This is a genomic window from Paenisporosarcina quisquiliarum, from assembly GCF_027563315.1.
GTDB lineage: Bacteria > Bacillota > Bacilli > Bacillales_A > Planococcaceae > Paenisporosarcina > Paenisporosarcina quisquiliarum.
Genome location: NZ_JAMKBJ010000002.1, coordinates 12,318 through 39,039, shown reverse-complemented (window position 1 = coordinate 39,039; position 26,722 = coordinate 12,318). Strand labels below are relative to the sequence as shown.

Annotated in this window: 32 protein-coding genes; 26 read left to right on the top strand and 6 right to left on the bottom strand. The window is 38.3% G+C overall.

Annotated features, from left to right (window positions below):
- Nucleotides 1–15: 15 nt before the first annotated feature.
- From M9R32_RS02420 to M9R32_RS02410, 3 genes are read left to right on the top strand one after another with little or no spacing between them, the layout of a single operon-like run.
- Nucleotides 16–789, top strand: coding sequence for a metal ABC transporter ATP-binding protein (locus M9R32_RS02420; RefSeq protein WP_269925158.1), 774 nt, complete (start codon nucleotides 16–18; stop codon nucleotides 787–789).
- On the top strand, nucleotides 786–1,652 hold the full coding sequence (locus M9R32_RS02415; RefSeq protein ID WP_269925157.1) for a metal ABC transporter permease: 867 nt from the start codon (nucleotides 786–788) through the stop codon (nucleotides 1,650–1,652). Before M9R32_RS02420 ends, M9R32_RS02415 begins: the two co-directional genes overlap by 4 nt.
- Nucleotides 1,649–2,059, top strand: a complete 411-nt coding sequence (locus tag M9R32_RS02410) for a Fur family transcriptional regulator (RefSeq protein ID WP_269925156.1) — start codon at nucleotides 1,649–1,651, stop codon at nucleotides 2,057–2,059. Before M9R32_RS02415 ends, M9R32_RS02410 begins: the two co-directional genes overlap by 4 nt.
- A 39-nt stretch (nucleotides 2,060–2,098) precedes the next feature.
- Here M9R32_RS02410 and M9R32_RS02405 read toward each other — a convergent pair whose 3' ends face one another.
- The 4 genes from M9R32_RS02405 to M9R32_RS02390 all read right to left on the bottom strand — a co-directional run bounded on the left by M9R32_RS02405 (nucleotide 2,099) and on the right by M9R32_RS02390 (nucleotide 4,781).
- Entirely contained in the window at nucleotides 2,099–2,677 is a 579-nt protein-coding gene (locus M9R32_RS02405) for a hypothetical protein (RefSeq protein ID WP_269925155.1), read from the bottom strand.
- 14 nt (nucleotides 2,678–2,691) lie between these two features.
- Nucleotides 2,692–3,798, bottom strand: a complete 1,107-nt coding sequence (gene ispG / locus M9R32_RS02400) for a flavodoxin-dependent (E)-4-hydroxy-3-methylbut-2-enyl-diphosphate synthase (protein WP_272508256.1) — start codon at nucleotides 3,796–3,798, stop codon at nucleotides 2,692–2,694.
- 94 nt (nucleotides 3,799–3,892) lie between these two features.
- On the bottom strand, nucleotides 3,893–4,225 hold the full coding sequence (locus tag M9R32_RS02395) for a hypothetical protein (protein ID WP_269925154.1): 333 nt from the start codon (nucleotides 4,223–4,225) through the stop codon (nucleotides 3,893–3,895).
- 49 nt (nucleotides 4,226–4,274) lie between these two features.
- Nucleotides 4,275–4,781: a DUF1189 family protein gene (locus M9R32_RS02390; RefSeq protein ID WP_269925153.1), complete on the bottom strand. Its 507-nt coding sequence runs from the start codon at nucleotides 4,779–4,781 to the stop codon at nucleotides 4,275–4,277.
- Nucleotides 4,782–4,967: 186 nt separating this feature from the next.
- Between M9R32_RS02390 and M9R32_RS02385 the strand changes: the two genes are divergently transcribed.
- The 14 genes from M9R32_RS02385 to M9R32_RS02320 all read left to right on the top strand — a co-directional run bounded on the left by M9R32_RS02385 (nucleotide 4,968) and on the right by M9R32_RS02320 (nucleotide 20,136).
- Nucleotides 4,968–6,599, top strand: coding sequence for a Na/Pi cotransporter family protein (locus M9R32_RS02385; RefSeq protein WP_269925152.1), 1,632 nt, complete (start codon nucleotides 4,968–4,970; stop codon nucleotides 6,597–6,599).
- Between the two features lie 81 nt (nucleotides 6,600–6,680).
- Nucleotides 6,681–7,160 carry a DUF456 domain-containing protein gene (locus M9R32_RS02380; protein WP_269925151.1) on the top strand — a complete coding sequence of 160 codons (480 nt, stop codon included), beginning with the start codon at nucleotides 6,681–6,683 and terminating at the stop codon, nucleotides 7,158–7,160.
- Between the two features lie 119 nt (nucleotides 7,161–7,279).
- Entirely contained in the window at nucleotides 7,280–7,888 is a 609-nt protein-coding gene (locus tag M9R32_RS02375) for a superoxide dismutase (protein ID WP_269925150.1), read from the top strand.
- Between the two features lie 167 nt (nucleotides 7,889–8,055).
- Nucleotides 8,056–10,257 (top strand): peptidoglycan D,D-transpeptidase FtsI family protein, encoded by a 2,202-nt coding sequence (locus M9R32_RS02370; RefSeq protein ID WP_269925149.1) that lies wholly within the window; start codon nucleotides 8,056–8,058, stop codon nucleotides 10,255–10,257.
- 156 nt (nucleotides 10,258–10,413) lie between these two features.
- Nucleotides 10,414–11,355: a PstS family phosphate ABC transporter substrate-binding protein gene (locus tag M9R32_RS02365; RefSeq protein ID WP_269925148.1), complete on the top strand. Its 942-nt coding sequence runs from the start codon at nucleotides 10,414–10,416 to the stop codon at nucleotides 11,353–11,355.
- 201 nt (nucleotides 11,356–11,556) lie between these two features.
- A complete protein-coding gene (gene pstC / locus M9R32_RS02360) occupies nucleotides 11,557–12,504 on the top strand; it encodes a phosphate ABC transporter permease subunit PstC (protein ID WP_269925147.1) in 948 nt (315 codons plus the stop codon).
- Between the two features lies 1 nt (nucleotide 12,505).
- Nucleotides 12,506–13,384 carry a phosphate ABC transporter permease PstA gene (pstA, locus tag M9R32_RS02355; protein ID WP_269925146.1) on the top strand — a complete coding sequence of 293 codons (879 nt, stop codon included), beginning with the start codon at nucleotides 12,506–12,508 and terminating at the stop codon, nucleotides 13,382–13,384.
- A 27-nt stretch (nucleotides 13,385–13,411) separates the two neighbouring features.
- Nucleotides 13,412–14,236 (top strand): phosphate ABC transporter ATP-binding protein PstB, encoded by an 825-nt coding sequence (pstB, locus tag M9R32_RS02350; RefSeq protein WP_269925145.1) that lies wholly within the window; start codon nucleotides 13,412–13,414, stop codon nucleotides 14,234–14,236.
- A 20-nt stretch (nucleotides 14,237–14,256) separates the two neighbouring features.
- Complete coding sequence (gene phoU / locus M9R32_RS02345) at nucleotides 14,257–14,916, top strand: phosphate signaling complex protein PhoU (protein ID WP_269925144.1); 660 nt, start codon at nucleotides 14,257–14,259, stop codon at nucleotides 14,914–14,916.
- Between the two features lie 610 nt (nucleotides 14,917–15,526).
- Nucleotides 15,527–15,676 (top strand): 50S ribosomal protein L33, encoded by a 150-nt coding sequence (gene rpmG, locus M9R32_RS02340; protein ID WP_016426933.1) that lies wholly within the window; start codon nucleotides 15,527–15,529, stop codon nucleotides 15,674–15,676.
- A gap of 57 nt (nucleotides 15,677–15,733) precedes the next feature.
- Complete coding sequence (locus tag M9R32_RS02335; RefSeq protein WP_269925143.1) at nucleotides 15,734–16,306, top strand: 5-formyltetrahydrofolate cyclo-ligase; 573 nt, start codon at nucleotides 15,734–15,736, stop codon at nucleotides 16,304–16,306.
- Nucleotides 16,307–16,310: 4 nt separating this feature from the next.
- Nucleotides 16,311–16,517, top strand: coding sequence for a YqgQ family protein (locus tag M9R32_RS02330; protein WP_269925142.1), 207 nt, complete (start codon nucleotides 16,311–16,313; stop codon nucleotides 16,515–16,517).
- Nucleotides 16,518–16,915: 398 nt separating this feature from the next.
- Entirely contained in the window at nucleotides 16,916–18,820 is a 1,905-nt protein-coding gene (locus M9R32_RS02325; RefSeq protein ID WP_269925141.1) for an LTA synthase family protein, read from the top strand.
- A gap of 209 nt (nucleotides 18,821–19,029) precedes the next feature.
- Complete coding sequence (locus tag M9R32_RS02320; protein WP_269925140.1) at nucleotides 19,030–20,136, top strand: YqgU-like beta propeller domain-containing protein; 1,107 nt, start codon at nucleotides 19,030–19,032, stop codon at nucleotides 20,134–20,136.
- Nucleotides 20,137–20,198: 62 nt separating this feature from the next.
- Here M9R32_RS02320 and M9R32_RS02315 read toward each other — a convergent pair whose 3' ends face one another.
- Complete coding sequence (locus tag M9R32_RS02315) at nucleotides 20,199–20,378, bottom strand: DUF2759 domain-containing protein (protein WP_269925139.1); 180 nt, start codon at nucleotides 20,376–20,378, stop codon at nucleotides 20,199–20,201.
- Nucleotides 20,379–20,540: 162 nt separating this feature from the next.
- Between M9R32_RS02315 and M9R32_RS02310 the strand changes: the two genes are divergently transcribed.
- Nucleotides 20,541–21,179 (top strand): MBL fold metallo-hydrolase, encoded by a 639-nt coding sequence (locus M9R32_RS02310; protein ID WP_269925138.1) that lies wholly within the window; start codon nucleotides 20,541–20,543, stop codon nucleotides 21,177–21,179.
- 111 nt (nucleotides 21,180–21,290) lie between these two features.
- Here M9R32_RS02310 and M9R32_RS02305 read toward each other — a convergent pair whose 3' ends face one another.
- Nucleotides 21,291–21,533, bottom strand: a complete 243-nt coding sequence (locus M9R32_RS02305; RefSeq protein WP_024534515.1) for a DUF2626 domain-containing protein — start codon at nucleotides 21,531–21,533, stop codon at nucleotides 21,291–21,293.
- Nucleotides 21,534–21,815: 282 nt separating this feature from the next.
- On the opposite strand from M9R32_RS02305, the gene M9R32_RS02300 reads away from it, so the two are divergent.
- From M9R32_RS02300 to M9R32_RS02265, 8 genes are all read left to right on the top strand, one after another.
- Nucleotides 21,816–22,193, top strand: a complete 378-nt coding sequence (locus M9R32_RS02300; RefSeq protein WP_269925137.1) for a Spx/MgsR family RNA polymerase-binding regulatory protein — start codon at nucleotides 21,816–21,818, stop codon at nucleotides 22,191–22,193.
- Nucleotides 22,194–22,336: 143 nt separating this feature from the next.
- Nucleotides 22,337–23,380 (top strand): competence type IV pilus ATPase ComGA, encoded by a 1,044-nt coding sequence (comGA, locus tag M9R32_RS02295; RefSeq protein ID WP_269925136.1) that lies wholly within the window; start codon nucleotides 22,337–22,339, stop codon nucleotides 23,378–23,380.
- Nucleotides 23,349–24,413, top strand: a complete 1,065-nt coding sequence (gene comGB, locus M9R32_RS02290) for a competence type IV pilus assembly protein ComGB (RefSeq protein WP_269925135.1) — start codon at nucleotides 23,349–23,351, stop codon at nucleotides 24,411–24,413. Before comGA ends, comGB begins: the two co-directional genes overlap by 32 nt.
- Nucleotides 24,414–24,428: 15 nt before the next feature.
- Nucleotides 24,429–24,764 (top strand): competence type IV pilus major pilin ComGC, encoded by a 336-nt coding sequence (gene comGC, locus M9R32_RS02285; RefSeq protein ID WP_269925134.1) that lies wholly within the window; start codon nucleotides 24,429–24,431, stop codon nucleotides 24,762–24,764.
- Nucleotides 24,754–25,188, top strand: a complete 435-nt coding sequence (locus M9R32_RS02280; RefSeq protein ID WP_269925133.1) for a prepilin-type N-terminal cleavage/methylation domain-containing protein — start codon at nucleotides 24,754–24,756, stop codon at nucleotides 25,186–25,188. The genes comGC and M9R32_RS02280 overlap by 11 nt, the downstream gene beginning before the upstream one ends.
- Nucleotides 25,178–25,477, top strand: coding sequence for a pilus assembly FimT family protein (locus tag M9R32_RS02275; protein ID WP_269925132.1), 300 nt, complete (start codon nucleotides 25,178–25,180; stop codon nucleotides 25,475–25,477). The genes M9R32_RS02280 and M9R32_RS02275 overlap by 11 nt, the downstream gene beginning before the upstream one ends.
- Nucleotides 25,462–25,902 (top strand): competence type IV pilus minor pilin ComGF, encoded by a 441-nt coding sequence (gene comGF / locus M9R32_RS02270; protein ID WP_269925131.1) that lies wholly within the window; start codon nucleotides 25,462–25,464, stop codon nucleotides 25,900–25,902. Before M9R32_RS02275 ends, comGF begins: the two co-directional genes overlap by 16 nt.
- Nucleotides 25,903–26,107: 205 nt before the next feature.
- Nucleotides 26,108–26,626 carry a shikimate kinase gene (locus M9R32_RS02265; protein WP_269925130.1) on the top strand — a complete coding sequence of 173 codons (519 nt, stop codon included), beginning with the start codon at nucleotides 26,108–26,110 and terminating at the stop codon, nucleotides 26,624–26,626.
- The last annotated feature ends 96 nt before the right edge of the window (nucleotides 26,627–26,722 follow it).

The window sequence follows — 26,722 nt, the reverse complement described above, 5'->3', positions numbered from 1 at the left end:
AAAGAGGCGAGCTTGATGAAAGCGCCATATAATATTGAACTACAAGATGTGTCATTTCAATATGATCAGACAGTTGTATTGAAAAACATTTCTTTACAGGTTAAACAAGGTGATTTTCTAGCAGTTTTGGGACCTAATGGTTCAGGAAAGTCCACATTGTTGAAAATTATTTTAGGATTATTAAAGCCGTCTTCAGGGACAGTTGAGTTATTTGGTCAGAAAAGTAGGGACTTTAAAAATAGGGAATGGATTGGCTATGTTTCACAAAAATCCAATGCATTCAATTCCGGTTTTCCAGCGACCGTGTATGAAGTCGTTGCAAGTGGTCTCGTGAAAAAATCAGGACTCTTTCATAAATATCCGAAAGACCTGAAACAACAAGTTGAAAAAGCTTTGCTTGCGGTTGGAATGGATGATTTTATGAATCAATCAATCGGAGAGTTGTCTGGTGGTCAACAACAGCGGGTGTTTATCGCACGAGCGCTGATTGCTGAGCCGAAATGCTTAATATTGGACGAACCAACCGTAGGGATTGATCATCAGCATGTGCAATCGTTTTATAATATGCTGGCGGAATTGAATCGTGAACAACAGATTACACTTATTCTGGTGACGCATGATGTCGATACGGTTTCAAGCAACATTAGTCATGTTGCATGTTTGAATCAAACCATTCACTTCCATGGCTACAAAAATGATTTCAATCAACTGAGCGATGAAGATCGTCAAGCTTGGTATGGTCACTCGGTTCGTAAAATTCACCATGCGAAAAGTGAGGGATCTCGATGATATCAGCATTATTTAATTATGAATTTTTGCAGAATGCTTTTGCATCTGGCATTATCATTGGATTGATTGCACCACTTCTTGGTGTATTCATTGTCGTCAGGAGATTATCTCTCATTGCAGATGCTCTAAGTCATGTCACTTTAGCGGGAATTGCAGGAAGTTTATATTTATCTCAAACTACTGCCTTTTTTGCCTTATTAAATCCATTATATTTAGGAATTGTAGCGGCTGTTACGGGTTCAGTTTTGATTGAGAGATTGCGTCGTTTGTATAAACATTACGAAGAACTGGCAATTCCAATTATTATGTCTGCCGGTATCGGTTTCAGTGCCATTTTTATTTCATTGGCTAATGGATTCAGCTCTGACTTATTCGGTTATTTATTTGGCTCGGTATCGGCGGTCAGTCGACAAGATTTATGGATTGTTCTTGTCATTGCTTTCATTGTCATCGGGTTTTTATTGATGTTTTATAAAGAATTATTTTTACTATCGTTTGACGAAGAATATGCGAAAGCATCCGGTCTGCCTGCAAAATGGGTTCATTTGTTGTTTATGATTGTTACCGCGCTCGTCATTGCTGCGAGTATGCGAATTGTAGGAATTCTCTTAGTATCATCATTAATGACTTTACCGGTTGCTGCAAGCATGCGTCTTGCGAAAGGGTTCAAACAAGCCATACTGTATGCTGTTTTATTTGGAGAGGCTGCAGTGATTATAGGTCTAGTGATTGCTTTTTATTTAAATATTGCACCCGGCGGAACAATCGTCGTGACATCCATCGCAATTTTACTGATTGTATTAATTGCTAAAAAAATCTGGTTGAGTGTCGTGACGAAGAATGAAAGGGGGCGTCTCGTATGAATATTCCGAAGGCATGGGACGTTTTAAAAGAAAAAGGCTATAAAAAAACGGATAAAAGAGAGCAGATTTTAAATTTGTTCAAAGATAATGAACGGTATTTGACGGCGCGTGACTTACTTGACGTCATGAAGAAGGACTACCCAGGGATGAGTTATGACACAATTTATCGAAACTTAAGCACGTTTGTTGAGTTAGGAATCTTGGAAGAAACCGAGTTATCCGGTGAACGTCATTTCAGGATGCAGTGTGAAACGGACCATCACCATCATCATTTCATTTGCATGGAGTGTGGCAAAATCAAAGAAATTCATTTATGTCCAATGGATCTGCTTGAAGAGAAGTTGCCTTCCTATCAAATCGATAATCATAAATTCGAAATTTACGGCAAGTGTCCGGCGTGCCAGTAAGAAATTTCGAGACATTAAGAAAAGCGTGAGGCATATGCCTCACGCTTTTTGTTTTAGAAAGGTATGTTGAATCCAATAGTCTGCTTCACGCCAGTTATTCACACGAATTACCCCGTTTGGGACAGCTTCCTGATTATATGGAGTGTTGAACAATAATACCGGAATGTTTAATTCTTCAGCTATGCCGACTGCATTGTCATGTTTATCTTCAAAAAACACATCAATTTCAAAATTACGAGCCGTTTGAATTTTGTCATGAGTACCAATCAGTTCGATGTGATCGTACTCAAGATTTTGTTCAATAAACCATTGCAAGGTGACGTCGCGTACATTGTGACCACGGGCAGAAATGAAGTATAACTCATGCTCTTTCTTCCATTGCGTCAATATTGCATGTGCATCTATTTGAATAGGTGAAGTTGCATAAATTTCAGGTTCGGCTTTCTTAAACCATTTATAAAATTCGTCAGATGTAACCGGAAAAGCTTTTGTTAAATCGTATTCTTTAATATCGTCCAGAACCAAGTTACATTCAAAAGCTTTGTTGATATGAGGGAGTAAAGAAGTCGGACATGTGACCGTACCATCTATATCGATACCGAATCGGTAGTTTGACATATGCTGAAACTCCTTTACGCGTTTGTTTTTTCTAAAGCTTGTTTGTCGAAGTATTCCTGTGCAATCTTATCAATTTCTACTTTCAGTTCTTCAACCATCGTAGCTTCAGGTACTTTACGGACTGTTTTGCCTTTCATGAACAACAATCCTTCACCACGGGCACCGGCAATGCCGATATCGGCTTCACGGGCTTCTCCTGGACCATTTACTGCACATCCCAAAACTGCGACTTTAATCGGTGCCTTGATGGTTGAAATGTATTCTTCCACTTCGTTTGCAATGGAAATCAAATCGATTTCAATTCGACCACATGTTGGACATGAAATTAAAGTTGCGGCATTTGAAGATAAACCGAACACTTTCAATAATTCACGAGCAACTTTTATTTCTTCTACAGGATCCGCACTTAAAGACACGCGCAATGTATTACCAATTCCATGACTTAAAAGTGCACCGAGTCCTGCTGCACTCTTGATTGATCCGTTTACTAATGTACCGGATTCTGTAATGCCGAGGTGAAGCGGGTAGTCGAATGCTTGTGAAGCTTTCACATACGCTTCAATCGCTAAGCTGACATCTGATGCTTTCAAAGATACGATAATATCATGGAAATCCAAGTCTTCTAAGATTTTGATATGATGCAGGGCACTTTCGACCATACCGTCTGCGGTAGGGTAGCCATATTTCTCGATGATTTTGCGTTCAAGGGATCCAGCATTCACTCCAATGCGGATTGGAATGCCTTTTGCCTTAGCTGCGTTAACAACAGCTTCCACTTTTTCACGACGTCCAATGTTACCTGGATTGATCCGGATTTTATCCGCTCCATTTTCAATGGCCTTCAATGCTAATTTATAATCAAAATGAATATCCACGACAAGTGGAATATTGATCCGTTTTTTAATTTCAGCAATGGCATCTGCCGCACGATCGTCCGGGCATGCAACGCGGACAATTTGACAACCTGCTTCTTCAAGACGCAGGATTTCTGCAACAGTTGCTTCAACATCATGTGTTTTTGTTGTGGTCATACTCTGTATAAAAAGTTCATTACTGCCACCAATAGTAATTTCGCCTACACGAACGGGGCGAGTTTTGGAACGGTGAATAATTTCACTCATGAAAATTCTCTCCTTTTCGGGCTAAAAGCCTTCACTACTCTTTATTTTAGCAGTCATGAAAAGGATATGACAAGGAGGAAACGTTACTTGGTAATTATGAACAGGATTTTTGTGTATCTTTGTAAATGGGAACATCGACAATTTCGCCTGCACGGAGTGTCTGGTTCCGTAAATGAGGATTTTCTTTATAAAAAGCCTCCAGTCGTTCTGGGAAACTGATCCATATCTCAGATGGGTAAACGCTGAACAAGGATAATACAGTGTCTCCTTCGAGCGTTTGAACTGGAAAAACATCATACTCTTCCTCTTGAATGCATTCAGCTTCACTCTGTGAAAAAGCTGCCAGAGAGATTGTGCCATCCAGTAAATCTACTTTTAAAACATATGAAAGTAATAATATTAAGATTGCAAGTCCAATTATTCGCATAAAAAATCCCCCTTTCTTCAACTTATGTTGATGAAAGAAGGAATATACCTTATTTTTTGGGATAGTATTTTAGGGCAAGTGATAAATAGATAACACAAACCATTGTAGTGATGAGGGTAATCCATCCATCTGAAAGGCCACTAAATAGGAGAGCAATCGATATTAAGGTCGGGACTGTATAGGCAAATGCAGTGGTACGCCAGACGTGTCGATAATCTCCGCGTCTTTTCCAGCCCTTTAGAATCAGCATTCCAACGTAAGCCAATATACTAATTCGGATGAAGATTAATAGTGTCGACATAATAAATTGAATAATAAAGGCAAAGGGGTAGAGAATCCACTCCATGTCTTCTACATAGTCTAATAAACCAACAATCGATGAAGAGTCATCTTTCAGTCCCGTCGTAAATTGTATGAAGGACAGTATAGATAGGATTGTGACAAATATAAACACATATATAAGAACTTTACCGATTGGCAGAAGCCTGAAAGCGGCAATTTTTTTGGGACTATTTATTGAAGCGAGAAACAATTGAACTAATGACAAGAAAATCACTCCTTATTCACTATCATACTACTTTCTGTAGATGATTTTTAAGGAATTTTTGTACAAAATACGTACAAAGTTGTGCCGATTGTTAAGATATTGTAAATTTTATATGAAGGACCTTTACATACCTTTGTTGAACTCTTCATAATGGGGACTGTTGAAAATTGTCGAAATAGGAGTTGAAGTTGAATCGTGGAACTTAATTGGCAGGAAATGCTGTTTCAATTTATTGGAGGTCTAGGGATCTTCTTATTCAGTATTAAATACATGGGTGACGGGTTGCAAAAAGCAGCGGGCGATCGCTTACGTGATATCTTGGATCGATTTACGACAAACCCATTCATGGGCGTTTTGGTCGGGATTGCTGTAACAATTTTAATTCAATCCAGTTCGGGTACGACCGTTATTACTGTAGGTCTTGTTAGTGCCGGCTTTATGACATTAAGACAAGCAATCGGTGTCATCATGGGTGCTAATATTGGTACAACAGTAACAGCCTTCATTATTGGGTTCGACGTAGGAGAAGCAGCACTGCCAATAATGGCATTAGGTGCATTCCTGATTTTCTTCTTCAAGAAAAACCAGGTACAAAACTTAGGTGAAGTTATTTTTGGTTTTGGTGGTCTTTTCTTAGGGATGGAACTTATGAGTGGTGGTATGAAACCTCTTCGTGAATTGCCAGCATTCATTGATTTGACAGTTAGTATGAGTGAGCATTCCATCTTGGGTGTTATTGTCGGAACAGTGTTCACGTTAATTGTTCAAAGTTCAAGTGCGACAGTTGGAATTCTGCAAGGTCTATATTCAGAAGGGATTCTAAACCTTGATGCATCTTTGCCAGTTCTTTTTGGAGATAATATTGGAACAACTATCACAGCGGTACTAGCTTCAATCGGTGCATCAATTGCAGCTAGACGAGCAGCTGCTACACACGTTTTATTCAATGTAGTAGGTACAGTAATCTTCCTAATTATATTAGGACCGTTTACGATGTATGTAGAATGGTTAGCTGGAGTTTTAGACTTAGAAGAAAAAATGCAAATTGCATTTGCACACGGTACTTTCAATATAGCGAATACAATTATTCAATTCCCATTAATCGGTGCTTGGGCATACTTGGTAACGAAATTCATTCCGGGTGAAGAAGTGACGATTGAATATAAACCGAAACATTTAGATCCACATTTCATCGAGACTGCGCCTTCCATTGCAATCGGACAAGCGAAAGAAGAAATTTTGCGTATGGGTCGATTCAGCGTTCAAGGTTTGCAGGAATCATTTGAATATTTAAAAACGCATAATAAAAAACATGCAGAAACAGGGTATCAGCTGGAAGATGCAATTAATAATCTTGATAATAAAATCACCGATTATTTAGTGAAAATCTCAGCTGAATCAATTTCTCCGGCTGATTCTTCCCGTCATATCATGCTAATGGAAACTGTTCGTGATATTGAACGAGTAGGCGATCACTTTGAGAACATTATTGAACTGATTGACTATCAGGAAGTCAACCGTCTTAAATTAACAGAAGATGCGCTTGCTGATTTAACAGATATGTTTACTTTAACGATTGAAACTGTTGAAAAAGCGTTAGAAGCATTGGATACGAACAGTCACGAATTAGCTCGTGAAGTAGCACAGCAGGAAGATTTGATTGATAAAATGGAACGTAAATTCCGTAAGAAACATATTTTACGTCTGAATGAAGGCATATGTTCTCCTCAAGCAGGGATTGTCTTTGTGGATATCGTAAGTAATTTAGAAAGAATCGGTGATCACGCTGTAAACATCGCGGAAGCCGTTTTAGGTAAAAGAGCATAAAATGAACTCTCCTCTGGTGCTTTACATCTAACAAGATGTAAGGCACGATTAAGAGGAGATTTTTTTATTTGGAGGGAAACTATGGAAATTGTTGGCTGGACTCTTATTATTATCAGTTTTGTTATCGGATTCATTGGACTTGTCTACCCGATTATTCCATCTGTCATTTTTATTATGGGTGGATTCTTGTTGTATGGCGTGTTTTTCTCTTTTGCTGAACTGCCATGGTGGTTCTGGTTAATCCAAATCTTATTTGTTATTTTGCTTTTTGGAGCTGACATGATGGCCAATGCGTTTGGTGTTAAAAAATACGGTGGTAGTAAAGCCGGAATATGGGGAAGCACGATTGGGTTATTAATAGGACCGATTGTTTTGCCATTCGCGGGAATCATTCTCGGACCGTTTTTAGGTGCCATTATTGCAGAGTTACTCATTACCCGTTCATCGATCAAACAAGCAATTAAGACTGGTTTTGGTTCAGTAATAGGGTTCTTGACTTCGGTAATTACAAAGGGTGTTGTGCAAATTGTCATGATCGCCATTTTCTTTTGGGTGGTCTGATATTCAGACCAAAGTCTGAATTCACAAAATTGCGTTGTTTATATTTGAACGATAGTACTAATTTTGATACGCTATTAAATGTAAAAACTAATAAGAGATCCTTTAGGAGGAAATGACACATGGCTTATGAATTACCACAATTACCTTACGCGTATGACGCACTAGAACCACACATTGACAAAGAAACGATGAATATTCACCACACGAAACACCACAACACATATGTAACAAACTTGAACAACGCTCTAGCAGGTCACGATGACCTTCTTAGCAAATCGGTTGAAGAATTGATTGCTAACCTGGATGCAGTTCCTGAGTCTGCTCGTACTGCAGTTCGTAACAATGGTGGCGGTCATGCCAACCACTCATTGTTCTGGGAATTACTATCTCCAAACGGTGGCGGAAACCCATCAGGCGCATTAGCTGAAGCAATTGATGCGAAATTTGGCAGCTTTGATGCATTCAAAGAAGAGTTCGCTAAAGCAGCAACAACTCGTTTTGGTTCTGGATGGGCTTGGTTATCAGTAAATAATGGTGAATTAGAATTAACTTCTACACCAAACCAAGATTCTCCAATCATGGAAGGTTCTACACCAATTCTAGGATTAGATGTTTGGGAGCACGCATATTACTTGAACTACCAAAACCGTCGCCCTGACTACATCGGTGCTTTCTGGAATGTAGTTAACTGGGCTGAAGTTTCAAAACGCTACGAATCTGCTAAGTAATTGAAAACGTATAGCTCACGCTTAAGCACTGGCTCAAAGTGAAGCTACACAAAAAATATCGAAATATGAAACAAAACACACACTCATTTCGTTAAATGGGTGTGTGTTTTTTTGCGCAAAATGATATACTACATTACAGTTAGAATGCTAGAAGGAGGACTGCTGCAGTGCGCAAAACATCAAAAAAGAGAGCGGCGAGTGCAAAAGCAAAACAACGCGCAAATGTCGCATTTCGAATGAACATCCTCTTTTTCTCCATCTTTTTGTTATTTTCTATCCTCATTTTACGCCTCGGGTTTTTACAGATTGTCAAAGGAGAGGATTTTGTCCGTGAACTGGAAAGAACGGAAGAAATCCCTGTTAACACAAGTGTTCCAAGAGGAAGAATATATGATAGTGCAGGGCGTATTTTAGTAGATAACGAACCTAAAAACGCAATAACTTACACAAAACTGCAAACGACCAAACAAGAAGAAATGTTAACCATTGCTGAAAAACTGGCTAAGTTAATTAAAAAAGAGCCGGACAATGTGACATTACGGGATAAACAGGATTATTGGATTCAACTACATAAAGAACAAGCTTATGAAAAAGTATCCAAAAAAGATGAAAACAAATTACTTTCGGATGAAACTCTTACGTCAGCGGAGATTCAACAAAAAATTGATAAATTAGTGCGAGATCGGATTACGGAAGAAGAACTCGCCAGTTTGACAGACCAACAACTTGAAGTGTTGGCGATTTACCGTGAAATGGCATCCGGTTATGCTTTATCACCCCAAATCATTAAAAGCGAAAATGTTACGCCGGAAGAATTTGCACGTGTTTCTGAACGCCTGACAGAAATGGTGGGTGTCAATACCACGACCGATTGGGTGCGGGTGCCTAAATCACCACTGGCTATTTTAGGTCGTACCACATCTCCAAAAGAAGGAATTCCAAAGTCTAAATTGGACTACTTCATGGCACGTGATTATACGAGAAACGATCGCGTAGGTCGCAGTTATATTGAGCAGCAGTATGAAGATATCCTTCAAGGACAAAAAACGGTCGTGAAAAACATTACCAATGGAAAAGGGACAGTAACCGAAACAGAAACGGTTTTTGAAGGTCAGCCCGGAAAAGACCTGGTACTGACTATCGACAGTGAAATTCAAGCGAAAGTCGAAAGTTTAGTAGAAACAAAACTACTGGATATGAAAAAGAAAAATGGTTCAAACTTATTGGACCGTGCATTTGTTGTCATAATGGACCCATATACCGGTGAAGTGATATCAATGGTAGGGAAACAGCTTGGGAAAGACAAAAATGGTAAGCAAGTAATTAACGACTATGCTTACGGAACTTTCACCACGTCTTATGAGATTGGATCAACCGTCAAACCGGCAACAATTCTCACAGCTTATGACCAAGGTGTCCTCGAAATGAATGAAGTAATCGTGGATGAGCCAATTCGTATTAAAGGGACAAAACCGAAAAGTTCAATTTTCAATCGCTCTTCCAGAATTGCAATGAGTGACCTGCAGGCGCTTGAAAGATCATCAAACGTTTACATGTTTAAAATTGGTTTCCGTTTAGCGAATGCTATTTACCAACCGGAACAATCCATCAATATTGATAAAGATGCATTTGGAACTCTGCGCAATTCCTATTCTCAATTCGGCTTAGGTGTGCCAACGGGCATTGATTTGCCTGGTGAAGCTAGCGGATTTAAAGGAGAAGAACTGAAAGCAGGTAAACTGTTGGATTTAACGATTGGTCAGTTCGATACATATACACCGCTTCAAATGGCACAATATGTCTCAACTATTGCCAACGGTGGTAATCGAGTACAACCTCATGTCGTCAAAGAAATAAGAGAACCTTCTTCCGACGGTATCACGATGGGTTCACTTGTCACGGAAATTGGTCCGACAATATTGAATCGTATTCACAATACGCAAAACCAAATTGAACATATTAAAAAAGGAATGTCGCGTGTTTATTTTGGGAATCAAGGTTCAGCAAGATCGTACTTTGGGGATGCACCATTCCAGGCAGCCGGTAAAACCGGAACTGCCCAAGTAGTGTATTACGGACCAAAACGAGAAAACTGGGGAGACAATACCATCAACTCTACGCATATTGGTTTTGCACCATTTGATAATCCTGAAATTGCTTATGCTGTTTTGATTCCGTGGGCACCATATTATAATGGCACCTATGAAAGCACAGGAACAATCCTTGCACGTGAAGTCGTCGATGCTTATTTTGCAATACAAAAAGAAAATGGCGCTTCAGATGAAGTTGATTCTTCAACCTTAAAATCTATTAAACCGGCATTTTCCGATACTATAATAGAAGAAGATACCGAAAAGTCAGTTGAATAATATTTGAAAAAAAGACCATGATAACTTCAAAATCATGGTCTTTTTTGTGTTTACAATTTCTTTACATTCAGTTTATATGTCCTCAACATGGGACCTTTATAGTATTGTTTGTAAGGCAAAACATAAAAAACAACCAACCTTAGGGGGAACAAACGGATGAAAAACTTGAAATTCTTTATGATGTCAACAATGATTGGCTCAGCACTTGTACTAGGTGCATGTGGTAATGGAGAAAAAGAAGGTAATGGAAACGGGGAAGCGACAGAACAACTTTCTGGTTCCGTTTCTGGTGACGGTTCATCTACGGTTGCTCCGATTACGGAAGCATTAGTTGAAGAATATGCACTTGTTCAACCAGACGTAAAAGTAACAGCTGGTGTTTCTGGAACTGGTGGCGGTTTTGAGAAATTCATTGCCGGAGAAACAGATTTCTCAAATGCTTCACGTCCGATTAAAGAAGAAGAAGCGGCTAAGCTGAAAGAAGCCGGTATTGATTACACTGAATTAGAAGTAGCTTATGACGGTTTATCAATCGTTGTTAACAAAGAGAACGATTGGGCTAAAGATTTGACTGTCGAAGACTTGAAAAAATTATGGATTGAAGATGGAACGACTAAAAAATGGTCTGATATCAATCCTGAATGGCCAGACGAAGAAGTGGTATTCTACTCACCAGGAACAGATTCTGGTACGTTTGACTACTTCAACGAAGTAATTCTTGAAGATGCAGATATCGTAAAAGCTGCTACACTTTCTGAAGATGACAATGTCTTGGTGCAAGGTGTTCAAGGAGATAAAAACGCGATCGGATTCTTTGGATATGCTTACTACTTGGCTAACAAAGATACAATGAGCGTCGTAAAAATTGACGGAGTAGAACCAACAAACGAAACAATCGAATCTGGTGACTATACACCTCTATCTCGTCCTTTGTTCGTTTATGTTAAAAATGCTTCAGTAAAAGACAATGAAGCGGTTTATGATTTCATGAAGTTTACACTTGAAAATGCTGGAGATATGGCAGAAGCGGTTGGCTATGTGAGATCTCCTGAAGAAACGTATAAAGAAGACCTTAAAGCATTAGAAGGATTAAAATAATCGATAAATATGTTTTCGAGTAGTGAGTAGCAATGATGCTACTCTCTTCTCTTGTTAAATGATAAGAAAGCTGGAAGGACATAAAGGGCAAAGTGTGCACGCCAAATCACACTTTGCCGTAAATCCTTTTCGGAACCGAATTTTTCGGCACTTAAGTCTAGGGTTTGCTTCTTAGCTTTTCTTACAATAGGGGGATTTCAAATGGCTTCAAATGAACAAGCTTCCAAGTTATCTGTTCAACAGATGATTGCAAAGCAAAAAGGCAGGAAAGGGAAGAAGTGGGTTGAGAAATCAATTCCAGTCATTCTTTTTATCATTGCTTCAATTTCAGTACTTACTACGTTTGGAATTGTATTTACATTGCTATTCGAAACGTTGGAATTCTTTAAACGTGTACCTTTCCTAGATTTTATTTTCGGAAAAGAATGGCTGCCATTCTCGAATAATGAACCACTTTTTGGGATTTTACCTTTAATCGCTGGAACACTTAAAGTCACACTGATTGCTGTCGTGGTTGCGGTGCCATTTGGATTAGCATCAGCTGTTTACTTAAGTGAATATGCAAGTGACAATATGCGTCGGATAATCAAGCCAGTTCTTGAAGTACTGGCAGGAGTTCCAACCATTGTTTATGGTTTTTTTGCCTTAACATTTGTTACACCATTTCTGCAACAATTTATTCCCGAACTGAAAATTTTCAATGCATTAAGTCCTGGTATTGTTGTCGGAATCATGATTTTACCGATGATTGCTTCCCTATCAGAAGACGCGATGTCTTCCGTACCGAATTCCATTCGTGAAGGGGCGTTAGCTCTTGGAGCAACAAAACTGGAAGTAGCAATTAAAGTAGTTTTACCTGCAGCATTATCTGGTATTATGGCTTCAATCGTACTTGCAGTGTCACGTGCCATCGGAGAGACGATGATTGTTTCTTTGGCTGGTGGATCAACACCAAGGTTCGATTTGGATATGACGGATTCGATTCAAACGATGACAGCTTATATTGTACAAGTTTCAACAGGTGATGCCGGATATGGAACAACCATCTATTACTCGATTTATTCTGTAGGATTTACATTATTCCTCTTCACGCTTCTCATGAACTGGTTAGCTCATGCGATTTCAAAACGCTTTAGGGAGGAATATTAAGATGAAATATATTGATCATACATCTGTAATCAAACGAATGAGCGGCAGAATGGTTGTCAACAAAGTATTTAAAATCATATTTTTTATGGCCACTCTATTTGCATTGTTATCTCTTGCAGTCCTGTTTTATCGAATAGTGAGTCAGGGAATTGGTTTCCTAACGCCTGACTTCTTTAATAACTTTGGATCGCGGTTCCCTGAAAAAGCAGGGATAAAAGCGGCCTTAATTGGATCACTTTGGATGATGGCCGTTGTGGCACCTGTATCTTTAATTTTAGGTGTGGGGTCAGCTATTTATTTGGAAGAGTATGCAAAGCAAAATAAAATGACGCAATTTATTCGCATGAATATCGCGAATTTAGCAGGTGTTCCATCTGTTGTGTTTGGTTTACTTGGTTTAACAATTTTCGTACGTGCATTAGCTTTAGGGAATAGTATATTGGCTGCTGGATTTACGATGAGCTTGCTCATTTTGCCTGTTATTATCGTGGCTTCTCAGGAATCAATTCGCGCAGTACCAAAACATTTACGCGAAGCTTCTTATGGAATGGGTGCTACAAAGTGGCAGACGATCGTCAAAGTAGTCTTGCCTTCAGCAATTCCTGGTATATTGACAGGTGGTATTTTAGCATTGTCCCGAGCAATTGGAGAAACGGCACCACTGGTCGTAATTGGGATACCGGTTATTATTCAATTCTTGCCAGAAAATCTACTTAGTCAATTTACTGCAATGCCAATGCAGATCTTTGACTGGGCAAAACGTCCACAGGAAGCATTTCAGTATGTAGCGTCAGCAGGAATTATCGTCTTAATGATTTTCTTGTTACTGATGAATTCAATTGCTGTGTTCATTCGAAATAAATTCCAAAAACGTTATTAAGCCTATGCGGCACGGGAGGGTTTCAAAATGGTTCAACTGAATGTAAATAATAAAAAAACAACAAGTGAAATAACGGGCAATCAAGAGACAACAAACAGTAACATTGTATATGACACGCGCCAATTAAATTTATGGTACGGTAATCACCACGCATTAAAGAATATCGACTTAGCCATCAAAGAAAATGAAGTGACTGCCATTATTGGGCCGTCAGGTTGCGGGAAGTCGACATATATCAAGACATTAAACCGTATGGTGGAATTAGTACCTTCTGTTAAAACTTCTGGTGAAATCATATACCGGGACCGCAATATTTTCGATGCAGACTATGGTGTCGAGGAATTACGTACAAAAGTCGGAATGGTTTTCCAAAAACCTAATCCATTCCCTAAATCCATATTTGACAATATTGCTTATGGTCCTCGCATTCATGGAATTAAAAACAAAAAAACTTTGGATGATATTGTAGAACAAAGTTTACGTGGTGCGGCAATCTGGGATGAAGTGAAAGATCGTCTGAACGAAAATGCATACGGTCTCTCTGGAGGTCAACAACAACGTATTTGTATCGCGCGTGCCCTTGCGATTGAACCGGATGTAATTTTAATGGATGAGCCGACTTCTGCACTTGATCCAATTTCTACACTTAAAGTAGAAGAGCTTGTACAGGAACTGAAACAAAATTATTCAATCATCATCGTGACACATAATATGCAGCAAGCTGCACGTATTTCAGATCAAACTGCATTTTTCCTGAACGGAGAAGTTATCGAGTTTGATAAGACTGACACAATCTTTTCTACACCTTCTGACAAACGTACAGAAGATTACATTTCAGGACGCTTTGGTTGATCCAGAAGGAGGAAATTTGAATGGTAGTTAGAGAAAAATTTGAACACGAGCTAAGAGGTGTTCAAGAGCAATTTTTAAAACTTAGCAATTTAGCCATTACAACATTAAACAAATCGATTGATGCATTATTGAACCACGATGTTGATGCTGCCCTATCAATCATTGAAAATGATATCCATATTAATCGCATGGAAGAAGAAATTAATGATCGCGTCATCTTATTATTGGCTAAACAACAACCGGTTGCCACAGACTTGCGTCGATTGATTGTATTATTGAAAGCAGCACATGATATGGAACGTGTAGGTGATTATGCCGTCAACATAGCAAAAGAAAATATCCGTATCGGTAAAGCGGATTTCGTTTCACCAATCAAGAACATCGAAGAAATGCGTTCTAAAACGATCACGATGCTCACAGAAGTGATGAAAGCATTTATTGAAGAAAATATCGAAGATGCTCGTAAGATTGCCGAGCTTGATGATCAAGTAGACCAATTATATGGTCAAACGATTCAACAGCTTTTAAAAGTGGGTGCTGAAAATCCACATATGTTAAGTCAAGTTACGCAACTGTCATTTGTATGCCGTTACTTGGAACGCTCAGCTGACCATGCAACGAACATAGCGGAACAATTATTTTATTTGGTCAAAGGTCGACACTATGAATTAAATAACTAATTTGACGGAGAAAGACGATTTTAGTCTTTCTTTCAGATTTAGACAAACAGTAAATGATTTAATCTAAATGTATTCTATTGTAAAAGTACCATTTCAAGTAAATGTGATTTCCTTTGCAGCGGACGCGTTTCGCGGGCACGGCTTTAGTCTCCTCGTCACTACGTTCCTGCGGGGCCTTCAGCTCGCGCTGTTCCCGCTGAAGTCGCCGCCTCCAATCCAATCAACAGAAGGCGCTTCTTCCAGTGTTTCTGATCTAAATATTTTAGTAGGAAAGTGGTCGGCTATTTCTGAAGACTCCTGCGGAATAACGGAACAAGCTAGACCCCGCAGGCAGAGCCGAGGAGGCTGGCGTTTCGTCCGCGGAAAGCGAAAGAAATAGACGACCACCTTCTATTTTAATTAAGACCACGAATTTTTATATTTTTATATTAATCGATATTTTTTTGTCATCAGCATGGGAGAAAGACGGTTTTCGTCTTTCTCTTTCTATGCCGATAAATATTTCGCAGTTGGTAGTAGATTTTTTAATGAGGTATGATATAATAGGTTAGTCGTATAAATCATGCTCATAAGATTTAAAAGATTCCTGATTAGAGTGGGAGGGATAATGATGCGCGTTAACATCACACTAGCTTGCACAGATTGCGGCGAGCGCAACTATATTTCTAAGAAAAACAAGCGTAACAACCCGGAACGTCTTGAAATGAAAAAATATTGCTCACGTGAAAAGAAAATGACTTTACACCGTGAAACAAAATAAAACCATTTAACCAAAACCTGCTCAGGTTTTGGTTTTTTTCATGGAGGGAATTTTACTTTGGAAAAGTCTATTATTCGAAAGTCTATTTTAAATGACTTAAACAGCCTTTCAACAGAGTGGCATCAAAATCAATCAAGTGTTATACATAAGAAAGTATTAATAGAAGAAACAGTTAAAAAAGCACATATTATTGGCATTACTCTTTCAGCATTTCCAGAGGTTGATACGTGGAAACTGATTGAAGAGTTGTGGGGGCAAGGGAAAAGAGTTGCTGTTCCGAAATGTGCACCTAAAACAAAGCAAATGACTTTTCATGAAATAACCTCCTTTGATCAAGTGGAGGTTGTGTATATGAAATTGAAAGAACCTATTCCTGAGCGAACCACAAAAATGGATGCTTCACAAATCGATGTACTGATTGTTCCTGGGGTCGTATTTGATTCAAGAGGATATCGCATTGGTTTTGGTGGAGGCTACTATGACCGATTCATAAGCAAATACCATGGTCCAACGATTGCCATGGCTTTTGACAGACAGATTATTGCACAAGTACCTGTTGAACAATATGATTTACCTGTTCAAATGATTATGACAGAAACAAAAAGGATAGAATGCTTGAAAATGGAGTGAAACAATGAAATCAATTTATGATGTGCTTCAATATTTAAAACGCTATGGAACTTTTATATACACAACAGATCGCCAAGCTGATTTATTGTTGATGGAAGATGAGATACGTGAGCTGTATAATTCGCATATGATGGAAATACAGGACTTTCAAATGGCTATTCTTTTAATTCGGCAGGAAAGGTCACGTTTGATTGATAAAAACATAAAATAAACCGTTAGACAATCTGGATGTAAGCGTTCAGGTTGTTTTATTTTTGGTAAATAATAGGTACTAAATGAAAAATATCTACTTTATTTTAACAAAAACGAAACTTTAATTGGTTTCACTCGTCTTATAAAGGGTAACATGGTATGGAGACATCCATCTATTTTACAATTTGATTATTAACAGAAAGTTGCATGGTTGTAAAAAAAGGATTAAGATATACTAATGTTTCTTTCTTTCGTTGAATAAAATAAACCTTGTGCAATAAAGTGGCTTTTGCCGTTTATGTCACGGAATATAATTCATGTTGAAGGTCAGTCGTTTCCTCCTTTATTATTAGTGGGGTTACACGACGACTTTTTAATGAAATCAAAGATTTGAAAGTGATAAGGAGGATGTTAGGAATGAAGAACATGAAACTACCTAAACATTCGATTTTGGCGGTAGCCATTTTACTTACATGGATTAAGACCTATGTGGTATACCATACGAGTTTTGATATGAAAATTGAAAATGTCATGCAACAAGTAATATTGTTTTTAAACCCATTAAGCTTCCTGCTATTGGTGTATGGTATCTCATTATTCTTTAAATCCGTTAAGGCCAGAAATCGATATTTATTAATTACGAGTTCAATATTAGCTGTTATTTTGTACGCAAACGTTGCATTTTACCGATTCTTTAGTGATTTCATTACACTTCCTGTATTGTTCCAAACGAGCAATTTCGGGGACTTGGGTGCATCTGCAGCCGAGAGTGTTTACTTCACAGATGTCTTTTATTTCATTGATGTTGTACTGTTGTTTGCAGCAATGAAATGGTTGCCGAATGCGAAGGAAATGGCAATAGTTAAACCAGCAATCCGTCGTGCATATTTTGTGTTGGCGGCAGCGGTTTTATTCTTGAACTTGGGACTATCAGAAACGGAACGTCCACAATTGTTAACGAGAAGTTTTGACCGAGAATTATTAGTAAAAAACATCGGAACATACAATTATCATTTATATGATATTTATATTCAGTCTAAATCGCATGCAGCGCGTGCTTTAGCTGATGGCAGTGAATTGGTTGAAGTCAATAACTACGTTCGATCTAATCAAGCAGAACCGAATTATGAAGTCTTTGGTACTGCTGAAGGAAAAAACGTTATTGTTGTTTCATTAGAATCACTTCAATCATTTGTCGTGAATGAAGAAATGAACGGAGAAGTCGTTACACCGTTCTTAAATGAATTAACAAAAGATGAAGATACGTTTTACTTCCCGAATTTCTACCATCAAACTGGATTAGGTAAAACTTCTGATTCGGAGTTCTTAGTGGAAAACAGTTTATATCCATTAGGTGGAGGGGCGGTATTCTTCACGCATAGCGGTAACACTTATAATTCAATGGCTGAATCATTGAATGAAAAAGGGTATTTCACAAATGTCATGCACGCGAATAACAAGAGTTTCTGGAATCGCGACATGATGTATAATGCTTTAAATGTTGATCAATTCTATGATGTAGAAAGTTATGATATCGCTGAAGGAGATGCCGTTAACTGGGGGATGAAAGATATTCCGTTCTTCAAACAATCGGTTGATCATATGGCTGAAATGAAACAACCTTTCTACTCAAGATTAATAACTTTAACCAATCACTATCCATTCCATTTGGAAGAAAAAGATAAATTTATTCCTGAATACGATTCGAATTCAGGGACTTTAAATCGCTACTTCCAAACAGTGCGTTACATGGATGAGTCAGTTAAAACTCTTTTCGAAGACTTAAAAGCTAAAGGTTTATACGAAGATTCAATTATTGTGATGTATGGTGACCATTATGGGATTTCTGAAAATCACAATGAAGCGATGGCTCAATATTTAGGTAAAGACATAACACCATTCGAAAGTGCTCAACTGCAACGTGTGCCAATGTTCATCCATGTTCCTGGATCAAACAAAGGTGAGGTTGTAGAAGAGGTAGCGGGCCAAATCGACATTCGCCCAACGATTCTACATTTACTTGGTGTAGATACAAGTAAGGATATGCAGCTTGGTGCCGACGTCTTCTCTAAAGACCATGAAGAGTTTGTCGTTTTCCGTGACGGACGCTTTGTTACCGACGAAGTGGTCTATGCAGGAAATGTATGTTACGACAAGGAAACTGGCTTAGAGACTGATGCTGAAGCATGTGCGCCTTACATTGAACGGGCTTCTGAAGAACTTGGCTATTCGGATGAAATCATCAATGGAGACTTACTTCGTTTTTATGATGAAAAAACGGGTAACCTTTTGATTGATGAAACAACTGAAAGTAAAAAGTAGATTCAATAAAAATCGTCAAAAAGTGTAGATGCACTTTTTGACGATTTTTTTTTGCTAAATTATTGCGTTACTCGTGGGTCTTGAGTAGACCAAGGAAGTGAACGATTTTATATTTGACAAAAACTATGAAAGTTATAAAAGCCTTAATTTTTATGAAACACATGTCCATTTTAAACGTACTACTTATATAGGAAAGGGGGAATTGGGTGATGGGACGATTCGTAAGATTAGGTACGATTTTTTTATTGCTATTTTTAACGAGTTGTCAGCCGATTGTCTCTGAACCTACCTTACCTGAGAAATCAATTTCATCAGAGCCTGAACGCGAACCTCCAATTCAAGAAGAAGCGATTAAACCTTTAACAGAATTAATCGGTGATTTTGAACAAATCATCGGTTGGCTTACAGATCAAGAAATACTGTATATAACCAGACTGCAATCTAACTACTTATTGAATGCCTATCACGTCGAGTCTGGGGAGAATAGGACTTTACTGACGATTATCGAACCGATTATAGAAGTCAGGATACATCCAAGTCTTACGAAAATTGCTGTAGTAACCTCCAGTAATTCCTTAAGCGCATCCATACAAATTTTCTCAAACGCAGGAGAGGAATTGGATAAATTAACGATTGAATCTTCAGAGTTGTATTGGGACTGGCATCCAACGCAAACCAATGACATATTTTTCAGCGCATTTTATGAAGATTGGACATTCGATTCATTTGTTTACTCAAGTAATACAAAGGAAATGAAACGATTTGAAACAAACGATCCCTTTGGGAAATGGGGAAAAGAATCCTCAATTTATACGATTAATTGGCCAGAAAACGATACTTTAAGTGGTGGCTCTTTACGTGCAATTAATACGGTGGACATGACATCAAAGGATTCAGATTCCAACATTATTTACGTAGAAGCTGCAGATGGAGTAGAAGTGAGGGTAAGTATTTCTAATGATCAACAAAAGTTTTTGTATACACTGGTGCGATACCAAGATGGAAAATCCACGACGTTTGAGTTGCCAGCTATCAGTAATTATTCACAGTGGTTCGTGCCTGACATAGAATGGCTTAGAGACGGAACCTTGCTGACTTATGAGTCATCTAAGGCTGGTTTGATGGATGAAATTCCATCTGAGTTCGACCTTATTCAACTATCTATCGATAAACCTAAAAACATTATTCTAGAAGGTCCATATGAATCCTTTGCATGTAATCCTTCCGGACGTATTTGTTTAACGGGTGTCCAATTAGAGAAATTGCTGGAAGTTGAAAGTGGGGAAATCCATTCGTGGATCTCTTTGGGGGAATAATGAAAGAAAGATTCAATACGAAAAAAGCTGACGTTCGATTGAACGTCAGCTTTTTTATGGGTTTAGTGTAATGCTGGTGGATAACCATGTTTCAAGATCGTCATCACTGTGAACCATCCAAAAATAGCGAAAGTTCCAAGGTTGAAGACAACACCTAAAAGGTTTTTCTCTTTAAATGATTGGTAAGTACCAATTGCACCAAAGATAGCAACCAGGCCAAAAATAACCATTAATAAGTTCATTATAGACACTCCTTTTGACATCAGAAAATGAATGCCGAGTACAAGTTTTCTACCTTATTATAAGTTTTAATATGGCATTTGTCGAGGATTAAAAAGTGTCGGATATATGAACTGCGAGTATGGCGGCGCAGTTTCTGCTACAATTATCCTGAGGTGATATACATGTTGAATATACGCACGTTTCCATTGGGACCATTACAGACAAATTGTTATGTGGTTTCCAATAAAGAAAAGCAATGTTTGATTTTTGATCCGGGTGAGCAAGGAGAAGCATTAATAAAAGAACTACGAAGATTGCAGGTAAAACCGTTAGCAATTATTTTGACTCATGCTCATTTTGACCATATTGGGGCAGTTGATGTTGTACGGGACACTTTCAATATTCAGGTCTATATTCATCAGGCTGAAAAAAACTGGCTTTCTGATTCGACAAAAAATGGTTCAGCCCGTTTCCGCGAATTGCCGTTAGTGGAGGGAAAACCTGCTGACATATTGATTGAGAAAGAAGGTATGCTTGAAGTTGGTCCATTTTCATGTCAAATGTTCCATACACCCGGACACTCACCGGGAAGCATTTCGTATTGGTTTAAAGAAGACGGATTTGCCATCGTAGGAGATACACTGTTCCAAGGGAGCATTGGTAGAACGGATCTTCCACATGGTAACCATAAAGAGCTAATCAATTCCATTCATAATAAGCTGCTGACTTTACCAGAAGACACCATCTGTTATCCTGGACACGGCAATCCAACGACACCTGAAGAAGAAATGAGTCAAAATCCGTTTCTTAATGGTTTTTGACAAAGCAGGTATGTCATAATTTATTGTTCTATTTTGTTATGGACGAAAAAATTAATGTTAATCAAATAAAAAAGACAGTCATTTGAAATGACTGTCTTTTTATATGCTTGATTAGTGTCCAGCACCAGGTACGTGGATAAATGTCGTATAGTAAGTGAAGCCAGCAAAAAACACCGTTAAATATGCTCCGAAGATGTAAATGTACATACGTTCTGAGAGGTTTAAGAAACCTAAAAGAATAAATAGACCAGTGTTAGCTAGAAATAATAATGATGCCGAATACATATCACCTAAATAAAACATAACTGCGAAAATTCCTGTCCAGAAACCCATCACTTTATACATATTGTTCATGAGTAGTCCCCTCCTTTTACAACTATACAATAATCTCTACCTCATTATAGATGATTCGGTTCCCAGATGTAAACTCTAGAATGTCTTTAGAATGTGACAGAACAGTGGAAGTTGTGAATTCTTAATTAAAATGAGTCAAAATTTTTTTGCGTATCAATAAAGTATGTCCAAAAAAACTCTCATTTAAAAAACTTTTAAATATTCCTTCCTTTTTAGATGACAATAGTTATACAAATATTGTACACTCTGTATAACAAGTAAAACGAAATTGGAGGGATTCAAATGACTGAATTAAAATTTTACACCTATCCATCTTGTACATCATGTCGGAAAACGAAAAAATGGTTGGTCTCGAACCAAGTTCAATTCGAAGAAAGACATTTATTCCGTCAAACTCCTTCTGTAGAAGAACTCACTTTTCTATTGTCACTGACAACAGAAGGTCTCGATGAAATATTGGCCACTAGAAGTCAATCCTTTAAAGAACTGAATCTGGATATAGATGATTTGCCTTTATCAAAAGTGGTTGAATTAATTGTTGAAAATCCCAAATTATTGAGAAGACCGATTCTTACGGATGGTAAACAATTGGTAGTGGGGTATCAACCTGAGCATTTGGGGACCTTTTGCCGCAAAAGTAAATTATTCCACGCAGTTTAAGTGGCAAAATTAAAATTTCCTGCCTAAAAAGGCGGGAAATTTTAATTTTGGGGCAAAGTCTTTTATTATTTTTATAAAAACTTTATAATCCAGAGAACAGGGGATGAGCGGTCCTAACCTGTTAAGGGTGAATGGTATTACACATGACTGAATTACTGAATATCATTGAACAGAAAAGCGAAGAGTTGATAAATCGAGCTGTTCTGGCACGCGCCTCCGATATTCATTTAATTCCAGCTTCCGGATTATATACAATCTATTTTCGCTTACACACAAAACTGGTTCCTGCAGGTAAGCTTCACCTGGACATCGGGGATCGCATGATTTCTTACTTCAAGTTTTTATCCTCTCTCGACATCAGTGAAAAACGAAAACCCCAAAGTGGTTCATTTCAACAAATCTTCAATTCCCAGCAATGTTCCTTTCGCGTTTCAACCTTACCTTCAGTACAAAATAAAGAAAGTTTAGTAATCAGGGTGCAGTTACATGACGATTCCAAACCACTGCAAGAACTTGCTCTATTTCAGGAAACAGCACAATTACTCCATGAGTTGATGCTAAGCCGTCAAGGGTTGATTTGCATAACTGGTCCGACGGGCTGTGGGAAAACGACAACTATGTATTCCCTTACGAGCTATAGTGCACATCAATTGAATCGGCATGTGATTTCCTTAGAAGACCCAGTAGAAAACAGCCAATCCCACTTGCTTCAAATACAAGTGAATGAACGCTCAGGTATTTCCTATGCATCAGGATTAAAAGCGATATTACGTCATTCTCCTGATGTCATCATGATAGGTGAAATTCGCGATGCCGAAACAGCACAAGCTGCTGTACGAGCTTCGTTGACAGGACACCTTGTCATCACGACTTTACATGCCAAAAACCCACTTGGTTGCCTTTATCGATTAATGGATTTAGGGATTCCCATTGATGACTTGCAACAAGCAATTCTCGGTATAACAAGCCAACAACTTGTCATTTCATCCTACGAGCGGGAAGGTGACCGCGTTACACCGAATCGTTCTTCTTTATATGAGATTCTGCATGGCCAAGTTCTTGAGCAAGCGATTGTGTCGATTAAGACAGGTGATACTTTTTCTATGCCCTTTGAGAATACGCTTTCCAATCAATATGAGCGAGGAGTGAAACTGGGTGTCATTCAAGTTTCCCCCGTCACGTATTGAAGTAAGAAATAGTCAAATACCGAAGAAAAAACACGCACAGTTTATTAAAAGACTTTCTACACTATTGTCTGAAGGCTATACGTTTTATGATTCGTTGGTCATGCTTTTGCCACATCATGTGAAAGCAAGTGAAGAAGCAAGTAGTACCCTAAAAGTCCATTTGAAAAATGGGGAAGGAGTCACTACTTTGTTAATGACATTGGGGATTCCCAAAAGTTATTTGCTGTCCATTCAAATGGCGGAATCCCATGGTAGATTACATCAAGCACTTCGAAGCCTTCATACACACATTGCGATGTTGGACAGAGCTAAAGCGAGCCTGAAAAAAGTGGTTGTGTATCCGGTGTTTTTATTTTGTATGCTAGCGGGTTTGTTTTTGGCGTTCCGTATTTATTTTCTACCGAACATGCAAATGCTTGCCGATTCCAGACAGAACTCTACGTCATCATCTTCGTTGAATTGGACAACCCTGTTGCTGCACTTACCCGATGCCTTAGTCGTAGTTAGTATAGTAGTCATTTTCATCGCGCTTATTTCTAGATGGTTGATTCAAAGGAATTCGTATAAACAACAAGTGACAATCTTATTGAAGATACCAATCCTCTCTAAGTGGATGAAATTATTTTGGACGAAAAGTTTATCGCAGGAACTTGGGACATTATTAGCCAGTGGGTTATCGTTGCAGCATGCGCTGGATGTACTGAGAAATCAAACGTACCAGCCTTACTTGCAAGTGATCTCGGAAAGTATATACACATCTATTTTAATGGGGGATTCATTAAAACATGCGGTGCAGATAGCAGAATGTTTTTCAGATGATTTTCCTACATACATTTCACACGGAGAAATCAGTGGACATCTAGACAGGGAATTGTTGATTTATAGTGAGTTATTGAATGAGCAGACTGAAGCGGCTCTTACAAAAGCCCTATCTTTTGTCCAACCTATACTATTTGGAGTGTTGGCCATTTGTATATTAGCGGCTTATTTGTCCATATTGTTGCCTGTATACGGCATGATTGACTTTATTTAATAGGAGGAAACATGAATGAAAAGAATTAAGTGTCAAAAAGGATTCACTTTAATTGAAATGATGGTCGTTTTACTTATTATTTCTGTGCTGATCTTAATCGCAATTCCGAATGTAACGAAGCATTCTGCGACCATTGATGAAAAAGGGTGCGAAGCCTACATTAAAATGGTTCAAGGCCAAGTGGAGGCATATCGGATTGATGAAAAATCTATTCCGACAATTGTCGAGTTGACGACGAATGGGTATTTAAACGAAGGAGAAACGACCTGTCCAAATGGCAAACCGATTCAAATCGATGCAACTACTGGACTTGTATCGGAAACTCCAGCGGAACCGGAAGATGTCTCTTGATCAAAAAGGTTATTCTCTGATTGAGTTGTTGCTAGTGTTAGCCATTGTCCTGGTCATCAGTTCGAGTACACTTTATGTGAAAAATCGATATGTTGAAAAGCATACGTTCGAGTTGTTTTATAACCAACTGAAACTGGATGCGATGCATATTCAATTGAAAGCTACGGAAGAACAGCGGTACATGAAACTGATATTTGATGCAGGAGGGACACGGTATATAGGGAGAAAATCACTATATGAACCATTGTTTGAGAGGAAATTACCTTTAGGATACGCACTATCTTCGAGTAGTACCTTAAAAGAGCTGGCCTATTTACCAAATGGAACCATTGAAAAATTTGGGACGATTTCGTTTGTGACACCTGGAGGAATTAAAATTGTGCGGATTTACATTGGAAAAGGACGGATGATCCTTGAACAATGAAAAAGGGTTTTCTTTGGTTGAAATGATTCTTACGCTAAGCATTCTGTTTTTGGTGTTTGGTACATTATTGCCATTGGCAAATCAAATGATGTTTAATTTAGCGGAAAAGAAAGTTGCGTTACATGTTGCGGTTGCGAAAAATCAAGCGGCAACGAGGATCAAAAAAGGGGATGTAACCGGTGAAATCTTTCTAGATCACATGCCTTATTCCTGGCAGTGGACGGAACCGACTCTATGTGTTCGTTATTATTTTTTTGAAGAGCTCAAAGAATCATGCGACATGTATTGACTCAAGAAGGTTACACTTTTGTGGATGCGATTCTTCAATTATTCGTCCTCCTATTATTTTCTCAACTCATATTGTTCTATTCAGTTTGGTTCAAACAAGTCGAAAAGCATTTTTTTCAATCGGAACCAATTGAATGGGAATTGTTTTCATCTGAAATCGAAAATAATCTTTTTGGCGTGACAGCGATTGAAGAACAAGTTAGCCAGACGGGAATAAGGTTTGTAAAAAATGGGACTGAATATGACATTGAATGTTATCCGTCGCTAATTCGAAAGCAGAGAAACCGTTCAGGACATGAGCCCATGTTAATTGGAGTGAGAAAGTGTAAATTTCAATTCTTGGGTGATCAAGTATTGATCGATGTTGAGTTTGCTAACGGACGAAAAGAGGCTCGAGCGTATGAAGTGTATTTGTCCCAGGAATGAGTCCGGATTTTTACTTCCCGTAGCCATCGTTTTATTATTTATTGTCTCGGGCATACTGCTTTATTTTACTACTTCTTATATATCACAGATGAAAATCTATGAAATGTTGGAAAGTCATTATATTTCTGCTACTATTATAAAAATGGAAAATTAGCGATAGTAGTCGTTTTGTGATGATTTGTAGTGAAATGAGCGGGGTAGGGATATGAAAAAAATTTATTTAATTGGTTTCATGGGATCAGGAAAAAGTGCAATCGGACGACGTTTGAGCTTTTTGCTAAAAATTCCTTATTACGACATGGATCAGGAGATAGTTAAAAAAATGGGGATGACAATTCCTGAAATTTTCGAGAGATACGGTGAATCTTTTTTCCGTCAACAAGAACATGAATTCCTTAAAACGTTTCGAGATGAGTGGTGTATCGTATCGACTGGTGGAGGGGTAGCTGTCAATCCAAGCAATAGCATACTAATGCGCCAGACCGGACTTGTATTGTTTTTGGATGCAACCTTTGCGGATATTTGGAAACGAATTCACCGCGATGTAAACAGACCTATTGTCCAGTCATCCACAAAGGAAGAGTTGGAAGCGTTGTACACGATGCGAAAGCGCCATTATAAAGCAACCGCACACATAACAATAAGAACTGAAGGACGCTCGTTGAGACAGATAACTGAATATGCTGCATTTCAAGTTAACCGCCTAAAATCGAACGATTTTTAGTTGGAAATAATTATCGTTCGTGTTTTGGTTGAAAACACAAAATAGATTGCGCTTACTTCTAATCAATGTTAGGATATACACAAAGCGATACACGCT